8 protein-coding genes are annotated in these 9,637 nt (G+C 37.5%); all 8 read right to left on the reverse strand.

The window, feature by feature from the left end; genetic code table 11:
- Positions 1–28: 28 nt before the first annotated feature.
- The 8 genes from C0430_RS12660 to neuC are packed head-to-tail and all read right to left on the reverse strand — an operon-like array spanning position 29 to position 9,375.
- Entirely contained in the window at positions 29–1,171 is a 1,143-nt protein-coding gene (locus tag C0430_RS12660; protein WP_290870798.1) for a glycosyltransferase family 4 protein, read from the reverse strand.
- Positions 1,168–2,310, reverse strand: coding sequence for a glycosyltransferase family 4 protein (locus C0430_RS12665; protein ID WP_290870800.1), 1,143 nt, complete (start codon positions 2,308–2,310; stop codon positions 1,168–1,170). The genes C0430_RS12660 and C0430_RS12665 overlap by 4 nt, the downstream gene beginning before the upstream one ends.
- Complete coding sequence (locus C0430_RS12670) at positions 2,303–3,700, reverse strand: hypothetical protein (protein WP_290870802.1); 1,398 nt, start codon at positions 3,698–3,700, stop codon at positions 2,303–2,305. The genes C0430_RS12665 and C0430_RS12670 overlap by 8 nt, the downstream gene beginning before the upstream one ends.
- Positions 3,697–4,599, reverse strand: coding sequence for an alpha-1,2-fucosyltransferase (locus tag C0430_RS12675; RefSeq protein WP_290870804.1), 903 nt, complete (start codon positions 4,597–4,599; stop codon positions 3,697–3,699). Before C0430_RS12675 ends, C0430_RS12670 begins: the two co-directional genes overlap by 4 nt.
- Positions 4,600–4,649: 50 nt before the next feature.
- On the reverse strand, positions 4,650–6,563 hold the full coding sequence (asnB, locus tag C0430_RS12680; RefSeq protein WP_290870809.1) for an asparagine synthase (glutamine-hydrolyzing): 1,914 nt from the start codon (positions 6,561–6,563) through the stop codon (positions 4,650–4,652).
- A 32-nt stretch (positions 6,564–6,595) separates the two neighbouring features.
- Positions 6,596–7,537 (reverse strand): NAD(P)-dependent oxidoreductase, encoded by a 942-nt coding sequence (locus C0430_RS12685; protein WP_290870811.1) that lies wholly within the window; start codon positions 7,535–7,537, stop codon positions 6,596–6,598.
- Entirely contained in the window at positions 7,512–8,216 is a 705-nt protein-coding gene (locus C0430_RS12690; RefSeq protein ID WP_290870813.1) for an acylneuraminate cytidylyltransferase family protein, read from the reverse strand. Before C0430_RS12690 ends, C0430_RS12685 begins: the two co-directional genes overlap by 26 nt.
- A gap of 1 nt (position 8,217) precedes the next feature.
- The gene (gene neuC, locus C0430_RS12695) at positions 8,218–9,375 is read right to left on the reverse strand and encodes a UDP-N-acetylglucosamine 2-epimerase (RefSeq protein WP_290870815.1); all 1,158 of its coding nucleotides are present in this window, start codon (positions 9,373–9,375) and stop codon (positions 8,218–8,220) included.
- Between the last annotated feature and the right edge of the window lie 262 nt (positions 9,376–9,637).

Consider the following 9,637-nt stretch of genomic DNA (forward strand, 5'->3'; position numbering starts at 1 on the left):
ATCTCGCTTGAAGGAAATTATCTTACTATTATTTAATCCATTTGCCATAAAACAGTATACTTTGTCTTGCCACTGTTTCTGTACTAAATTCAGCTACTACTTTTTTTCTGGCTGCCATTCCAAAATCTAGTTGCCTTTGTGGATTATCCAGCAACTCCACAATGCGTTCCGCATACTGTTTGTGATTTTTGGGATGTACCAAAAACCCTTCAACACCCTCTTGAATCACTTCTTTTGCCCAACCGATATTAGAGGCAACTATGGGTTTTTGTAACGCCATAGCCTCTATCCAAGACACTGGCAAAGCCTCGGCAAATGTAGGAAAAACACAAAGGTTGGCCGCTTTTATGTGGGCATTTATGTCTTGATACGGGACGCTTCCCAGATAACTCACGTTTTGCAGCGCCTCGACTGTGAATAATTGTTGCATCATGGCCCAGGTCGATGAGTTTCCGGAAACAATATCCGGCACATCCCTTCCTATCAAAACCAGTTGAGCATCAGGATTTTTTCGAACTACTTCATTGAAAATCAAGGGCAATTCCAACAATCCTTTTTTACGAATCAGACTGCCAAAATATAAAATAGTCTTATTGTCATTGCTATTGTCATTGTCATTGAATACATCGACATCAATCGCATTGGGAATAATGGTAAACTTCTTTTGCAAACCAAAAACTTCGTTGGTCATATCGGCCGTAAATTGGCTTACCGAGAGCAAGCCGTCCGCTTTTTGGAGTGCTCTTTTTTCGTGGAATTTATTGTTCCATTTCACGGGACGCTGGTCCAAATGACAAAAATAAGTATCGGAACCGTGAAGCCTAATCACAATCGGGCATTTTTTGGGCTGAATGAATGAGGTGATTCCCGTCCAATCCGGGGCTTCGGCTAAATCTATTTCCTTATTGGCATACAACTGATTGATGAGGCCTTCCAACTTTTTTCGGGTCAACCACCAAGACAAGCCTTTGAATTTTACATTCTTGATTTGCTGTACGGTGATGCCGTTGTCATCGAAAATGGCTTCTTCTTTTTGACCGTACACCAACACTCGAGCCGAACAACCTTCCGCCAAAAGCCCGACTGCCAAATTCTTGATACTCGTGCCAATCCCACCGGAACTTCCAGTTTTGGGATGCGGGTATTCGGGAGTCAGGAAAGCTATTTTCATTTGATTTTGTTGTTATTATCAACCCTTTCAGAGTTTAAAACTCTGAAAGGGTTAGGATTCTCGGTTAAGATTAAAAAATGTTGCTCCACCATTTTTGCCAAAGAAAAACGTTTTTCGATATCTATTCTAGTGTTCAAATCTATTTTTTTAATTCCTAAATAAATTTCTGCCAAAATAGTTGTCAAGGCAGGAATATCTTTGGCTTTAAAAATATACCCATTACCGTTATTCATTATGGCTTCTTCATTTCCTCCCACATTGGTTGTGACAACAGGCACATTTGCCGCCAAACTTTCCAGGATTGACAAACTAAAACATTCCATATGCGTCGGTTGCAGCATGTAATCATACTTACAATAAATGGATTTAAGATGGGAACTGCTTCCCCTAAAATGAAAACAATTTTCCAAAGACAAACTCCTAACTTGGTCTTCCAATGATTTTCTATAAGGGCCATCGCCATAGATGTCTATGACTATTTCCTCTTTTATCGCTTTCGGCAACAGAAAAACCGCTTGAATCAAGTCTTGAATTCCTTTGGATTCCCGCAAATGGGAAGCGGTCAAAAAACTGGGTTTTGTCTCGTTTCTGGATTTTCTTTCTAGAACATCTTGCAGCAGAATTCCGTTGTGAATTACCCGAGTTTTGTTTCTTATTTGGGAACCAAAATCCTTTACCAATTCTTTTGCCGTATAATCAGAAACGCCAACAAAGGTGTCAATGTATCTGGAATACAACAATCCCTTGATTTTTTTCTTTATTTTTTTTTCAACAGGATAGCCGTTCAAGGGTCTTGGATTGTGGTCCACGGCTATAATTACAGCTTTAGACCATTGCTTTATTGTTTTAAAAAAAGGCGTACACAACTCCAAAAAATGGGTAATGATATGCGAATAGACTATTTCATTTTGTTTGCAAAAGTTTAGAAAATGAGTCTCCACGTTTACTGTTGCATCGGAATGAATGTTCAAATCGGGATAATTTACGTGAGTGGCCGTATTAGGGAAAAACCAATCGACTTCAAATCCATTCTCCTTGCACTTTTTATCAAATTGCCAAAAGAAATAATCCATTCCGCCCACTCTTTCGGGCAACAATTCATAATTACATAGGACGGCTATTTTTTTGTTTTTAGTCATTGAAATTGGCTAAAGTTGTGGCGATTCTTTTGCTGGTGCCTTTCAGGGGTTCACTGACTTGCAATTCAATCATTGTTTTTCGTTCCGCGGCTCTTTGATTGGGGGTGTTTAGGGCTTCATTGATTTGGTTTATCAATTCCATTTCATTTTTTGCAATCGAGACCGATTGACTATCGACCACTTTTTTGAAATGACCGAAATCCAGAAAACGTTGGTCGTTGTACAAACCATTTTTGGGATTCCCAAAAACGGTGTTGATGACAGGTTTGTCGAACAACATAAAGTCTAAACTCATCGTCGAACACATATTGATATTCAAATCGACATATTCCAACAACGAACGCAAATCTTTAATATCTTCTTCACTCGGAATGCGTTGCGACCAGCTTTCGGCATGGTTTTCTCTTGTTAGCAACCATTTGGGAACATTCCAAATTATTTCCGGAAACTCCTCTCGAATGGACCTGAATCTGGAATCATCTTCGGCTGGAGAGGTTCTAACTATTAATTGTATTTTCTTTTCTATCCCATTATTCCGAATGGCATTGGCAATTGCTTTAATTACGATTGGATCATTCGCTCCAATGGAAACATCGGCACAACTGTAACAAATGGTTTTCCAATTGGCATTCAAGTCAAATTTTTGATAAAATTCTTCGGCCTTGGTTTGATACTTTGGCATAACGTAAGGCTCAAATTGGGGTGTTCCCACCACTTTTACCTGTTCCTTGGTTGCCTTAGGATAAAAATACAACAATTCCGATTGCATCAAATGACTCCAAACCAAGAAATAATCAAAAGCACCCAACATCCTTCCTTTGGAAGCCAAATTGTCCCAACTAAAAATAAAAGTGCTTGTAGTTATTCTCAATTGTTGAGCCGCATATAAAAACGGAGCCAAAAACGGAGGTCTTTGGTGGGTAAAAAATAAATGCGTTGGTTGGTCTTCTTTCAATAGTTCCAAATACGATTGGGTGATTTTATTTTTGGAAAAGAACAAGAACTGCAATTTTTCGGCCAACAAAATACTGCTGTCCGAATGAACCAAATGGGTGCAACAATAAATCAACTTTACCAATAGTGCCCGAGGCGAATTGTTTTTGGGATAGCCAGTTTCCAAATTGTCCTTCATTCCATAAAAGGATTTATGCTTATGCAAATGTGCCACTTCTTTCCATTTCCTGAAAAACCAAACCAATTTGGATTCCACATAAACATCCAATTCCTTTATTATTATTTTGGGGTCTGAAACGTCCTTGTAAGCAGATATCGACAAGCCTGAATACAAGGTGACGGAATCAAATTGTTGTACAGCTTCACCTATGAAATTACTCATCACAAAATTTCGAAAACCGACTCCATCTGTTATTACTATTCCTAGTTTTTTCATTTTTTAAATAAAAAAATCTTTATACTATTTTTAAAATCCTTTTTACTCTTTTTATACTTAAATTTAATATCAACTAAAAGCTCAAAAATATAGCCTTTCATCACAAAAAACCAGTATTTCATATCGATACCAATTTCCTTGTCATTAAAACTAATCCACCTTTCTGGAAAATAGTCAGAATCATTATTTTCATCTGCAAACTTACCTCTGAAATTTTTAATTGGCCTAATAATTTTCGAATCATTTTTTTCTCCCAACCAAGCAATCCACCATGAAAAAGTAGAATTACTAATTACAAAATCATCACATTTTGACCCTAAAACTAATTGTTCAATTGGGGTTAAATGATCTAAAAAAATACTGTTTTTTAAAAATGAAAAATGATATTTACAATAGGAAAAATCATCGCTTGTGAAAATAATATTTCTTTCCTCCCAATCAGGAAAGTTATGCACAATCCCTTTGAAATAAAAAAGATGTGATACTTGATAGTAATATGGATGATTGATAAAATCCCCTCTTCGAATGGATACTAATATTGTCTTTTTAGTAAAAAGAAAATTATAATTTAACAATAGTTGATCGCTAAAACTTCCCCATTCAAAAATTTTCCTAACGCTTTCTTTATTAAAATATTTTTCAGATTGTAACCAACCATCCAAGTCATAATTTTGTTTTCCTAAATCCCATTCATAATAAGCAAATTTTTTTTCCTTAATAACCTGAAAACTATCATCCATTTCAAAAACAGGCAAATCATTTTTGAAAAAATCAGCATAATCCCATTCAGAAAAAAAATGGTCATGACCGTATTTTTCGGCCATACATACAGTTGAGGCTATTTGAAAAAGTTGATTCCCCAGGTTTCCTTTTCTTCCTAATTTTGAATATGTAATCATTTTTTACCTCTCCATAAACTGTTTCTGATTATTTTTTCCAAAAATCGATTTTACAATTGATTTTCTGGTTCTTTTCCAAGTATTTCATACCAATTAATTAACTGCCAGATGTGAAAACTCGATTGTTTGTTTCCGGCTAAATAAAGTTGCAATTCTTTATGGAATAGTTCTTTATTGAACCAATCCGCAAAACTTGAATTGGTAATACCCTGAAAAGACTGGCTCACCCATACTGCTAAATCTCGGGCAAGCCATTCCCTTTGAGGGGTTTGCAAGGCACGTTTGGGTGCAAAAACCAAATCATCGGCAAGGTATCCAGAAGCTATTTCACGCAACATCCATTTCGTTTGACCCTTCCGAATCTTGAAATCCAATGGCAAAGAGAAAGCAAATTCCACCAAACGATAATCCAAAAAAGGTTCCCTTAATTCGGTTGAAAAGGCCATCGAAATCCGATCATTGAATCGCAATGCCCGAGGAATCTTGGTATAAAACAAATCGCGGTATTGCTTGTTCAACACCTCGTCTTCAAAAGGTTTGGGGTATACCGGTTTTAAGGCTTTGGCCAAAAAAGAATCTGAAAGCATTTTTATTTTATAAGGTGAATCCTGGACTCCCTGAATCGTAGCCTCATTATTCTGCGTGTAATAATCATATCCTGCCCATTGTTCGTCCATTCCTTGTCCGTCCAAGAGCACCAAAACTTTGTCTTTTCGAGCCTGTTCAAAGATTTTGGCATACGCCAAAGTCGGAATCCCTCCAAAAGGTTCGTCTTGTTGCCAAGTTATTTTTTGTGTAAAATCGGGAACGGCATCAGCTTGCAAAAGCACTTTTGTCAAAGGGTTTCCTGTTTTGGCAATCATTTTTTCCACCCAAGGCAACTCGTCATAATCGGAGTTGTTGGTGTAAAAAGTATAGGCGTTAATAGATTGTAAGCCTTCGACAAGCTCAGACTGACAATCAGGATTGAAATTACCATTCTGAGCCTGTCGAAGAACCTGCAAATTAACCAAAGCCAACAAAACTGAACTATCCAATCCACCGCTGACATTAAAACCTACAGCAACATCAGCTCGAAAACGCAAATTGACACTGTCTTTTAAAAGAGCTACATACTTTTCTTTGGCCTGTTCGAAAGTAAGGTTTTGAGGTTGCTTGGCAACTTCATCTTCAAAACAATACCATTTTTTTATAATTATCCTTTTGCTGGGAAAGCCTTCGACAGGCTCAGACTGACAGTAGGTTTGCAGTTTGTCATACTGAGATGAGCCTGTCGCGAGTTTGTCGAGGGGTCGAAGTGTTTTTTTAGCTGATAGGTCTTCGACAGGCTCAGACTGACAGCCTTCCACTTCCATAAAATGTCCTCCCGGCAATTGCGCAATTCCTGACCAAAAAGTCTCGTCGGGCATACCGTAAGAACCATAAGCAAAATAAGAAGCCCAGACTTGCTCGTTGGGTATCTTTGGAATTCCGGCAGCGTGCAAGGCTTTTATTTCTGACGAAAAATAAAGGGTTTGATTTTTGAAAGCGTAATAAAAAGGCTTAACGCCAAATCTATCCCGGGCGGCAAAGAGTTTTTTCTCCTGGTTGTCCCAAATGGTAAAGGCAAACATTCCGTTGCATTTTCCTAAACAAGATGCTCCATAAATGATGAATGCGGCCAATAAAACTTCGGTATCGGATTCCGTTTTGAAATCATATTGGCTTTGCAAATCAGCCTTAAGCTCAATGTAATTGTAAATTTCTCCGTTAAAAACAATTAGGTAACGACCTGAATTATCTACAAACGGCTGATTGGATTGCACGGACAAATCAATAATTGCCAACCGATTGTGTCCCAAAGCGGCATATTTGGAATCCAAATATTTCCCCGTGGCATCCGGTCCGCGATGATGCTGGCTGGCAAGCATCGCATCCAGTTGCCCTTCGTTGTAATCCCCAATTATTCCTGCTATACCACACATTTATTTTGAATATTAAATTGTATCATCAACTATTAGAATCGAAATAATTTTAAAAATTTATCGACAATAAATTCTTCTGTCATCACCATAGACTCTTTTGTTGCACCAGCAATATGGGGAGTAATAATCACATTGAAATTTTGCTGCGCCAAAAGCACCAATTTATTTGACGAAATGGAATTTACATTCAGTTCGTTTTCTAACACATCGGTTGCTGCTCCTTTTAGTTTTCCTTTTTCAATCAAAGTGGCTATTTCTTTTTCATCCCAAACACCTCCTCTTGAAGTATTTATGATGAATGATTGGTTTTTAGTGTGGGATAATAATTCTCTATTAACAAAATTTTTATTTTCAATAGAATAAGGAATATGAATACTCAGAATATCTGCCCATTGAAACAATTCTTTAGGAGTTTCAAATTTTTTAAATTCACTTTTTATAGGAGTCGTATCAAAAAAACCAATTTCCATATTAAAAGCTACTGCATATTTAGCAACTTGTTTTCCAACTCTTCCTAATCCCAAAATTCCTATCTTTTTGTCTTTTAAATTAGTATTAATAAATAAATTTCTATCCCACTCACCATCTTTTACATGGTGGAATGAAGAAGGAATCTTTTTTAGCAAAGACAATAACAAGGCCCAAGTATGTTCGGCTGTTGAGGGTATCGTTTCAAGAAATTCTGTTTCGCCTTTTAATGAAATTACTTTCCCTCCAATACTTTCAAAATATGCTACATCAATATGATCTAAGCCTGTTGTAGCAGTCAAAATATACTTAAGCTTTTTTGCTTTTTGAATAATTTCTCTATCCATTTTATATCCCAATCGAATAAAAATTACATCAAAATCAGCAATCTTTAATTTCAATTCTTCCCTGTCATTAATAGTAGCCAATTCGACTTGAAAATAGTTTTTCAAGTGCGCAATTGCTTTGGAACTAAAATTTTCAGACTCCGTGATTAATACCTTCATTTTTCCAATCTTCATATAAAAGTGTCGCTAATTTAAAATCTCTTTGAGTATCAATATTTGCTAACCAATCCGAATTCATCACATAAGCCAATTTATTTTCAACCATAAATGATTTTTGTTCAAAAAAAGCCTTGGTTCTAACTGCATAAAAACATCCATTTCTATAATAAACAGGATTCAAGTCTTGTCTTCTGAGTGTTTCCCCATTTTCTAAAAAGGGAATTAATTTATTGTCATCTGATAAGTTGTACATCCTTGCGGGATGCACATCATCCATTGGCACAACACTTATTACCCCATCACTTTCAGGATTTTGTTGCAATAATACAATAACATTATCCAAATCTTTAGCTGTTCTCAAAGGAGAAGTTGGCTGAAGCAACACTATAATATCAAAATCTTCATTAAGGAATTTATAGGTATGTACAGCGGCGGTTACCACATTACTAGTATCATCAGCTAATGCTGTAGGTCTTTTTATAATTCCTACCTGATAATTAGCAGCCACTTTAGCTATTTCATCACTATCGGTAGATACCACAATTTTTGAAACTACTTTGGATCCAATTGCACATTCTATTGCATGAGCTAACAACGGTTTATCTCCTAACAATTTTATATTTTTACCTGGAACTCCTTTAGAGCCTCCACGGGCTGGGATTATGGCTAAAATTCGCATATTAATACATAATGGTTTTATGAAACTGCAAAGGCAATTGGGCCAACAGTTCTGCAATTCGTATTCCCGCTTTTCCGTCTCCATATAACGAAGAAGAAAGCAATTTGCCATTTTGTAAGGAGGCTACAATGGCGGCTTCTATTTGCTCTTCCAAATAATCGACATCAACACTGTTCCCTCCCCGGTCTCTTCGGTTTTGGCGACTACCGATATTGACTACAGGAACACCCAAGAAGGCACATTCCCGTATTCCAACACTAGAATTTCCTATCAAACAATCGCTATGTTGCAACAATTGCAGAAAATCTTTGCCTTCCATATTCTTGAAAAAATGAACATTGGACAATTGGTGTTGCTCCCTGAAAGCACGAATTCCTGTTGAAGTTCCGTCTGCTCCGGCATCTACATTGGGCCAAAACCAAAGTGTGGGCTTGTTTAATTTGTGAATGGCTTCGAGTGTAACTTCAATGTGTTTTCTGGAATCCTGGTATTCCGTGGTAACGGGATGTTGCATCACCACCAAATATCCTTTTGACAAATCGGGTTTTGCTCCCACGCCACCATATTTTTCATAAGGGTCAAACGGCAATGCTTTACTATCAAGTATTGCTGAAGCCAAATCAATGGAAGGACATCCTGTGTTAAAAACCATTGCTGGGTCTTCGCCTAATTTGACAACTCTTTCTTTCGCACTTTCTGAAGCCACAAAATGATAATCGGACAACTTGGTAATGGCATGACGCACTTTTTCGTCAATGTTTCCCGTCACTTCACCGCCTTGAATGTGTGCCAAAGGAATGTTCATATAGGAAGCCGCAATGGCCGTTGCCATCGTTTCAAATCGGTCGGCGACCGTCACGACAATATCCGGCATCAGGTTGTCAAAAACAGTGGACAATTCCAAAATCCCTATTCCAGTGGTTTTTGCCGCAGCAGTCAAATTTTCTCCTTCCAACACATTAAACACCTTGGCGGCAATGGCAAACCCGTCTTTTTCGATATAATTCACGGCAGAACCATAACGATCCAACAAGGCAGAAGCGGCCACCACCAATTGCAATTCCAAATCGGGATGTTCCTCAATGGCAGACAATACTGTTTTTACCCGACTGTAAGAAGGACGCGCCGTGATGACCACGGCTATTTTTCTTTTTGGCATTTTGATTGTATTATACTTGGGTTAAAAGTAGGTAAAAAAGAGGAGAAAGGAAAAAATTGTTTGAAAGCGCTTTGAGTCTTCGATAAAGGAGCTTCGACAGGCTCAGCTTGACATTGTTTTTCTAATTGTGTTATTACCACAACTGTCAGTCTGAGCTGAGCCTGCCCTGAGTTTTTACCGAAGGGTCGAAGACCTTTTACACAATAACGTTTGTTTCATAAAAGCGCTTCGACAGGTTCAGCTTGACATTGTTTTTCTAATC

The organism is Flavobacterium sp. (assembly GCF_013823965.1).
Taxonomy (GTDB): domain Bacteria; phylum Bacteroidota; class Bacteroidia; order Flavobacteriales; family Flavobacteriaceae; genus Flavobacterium.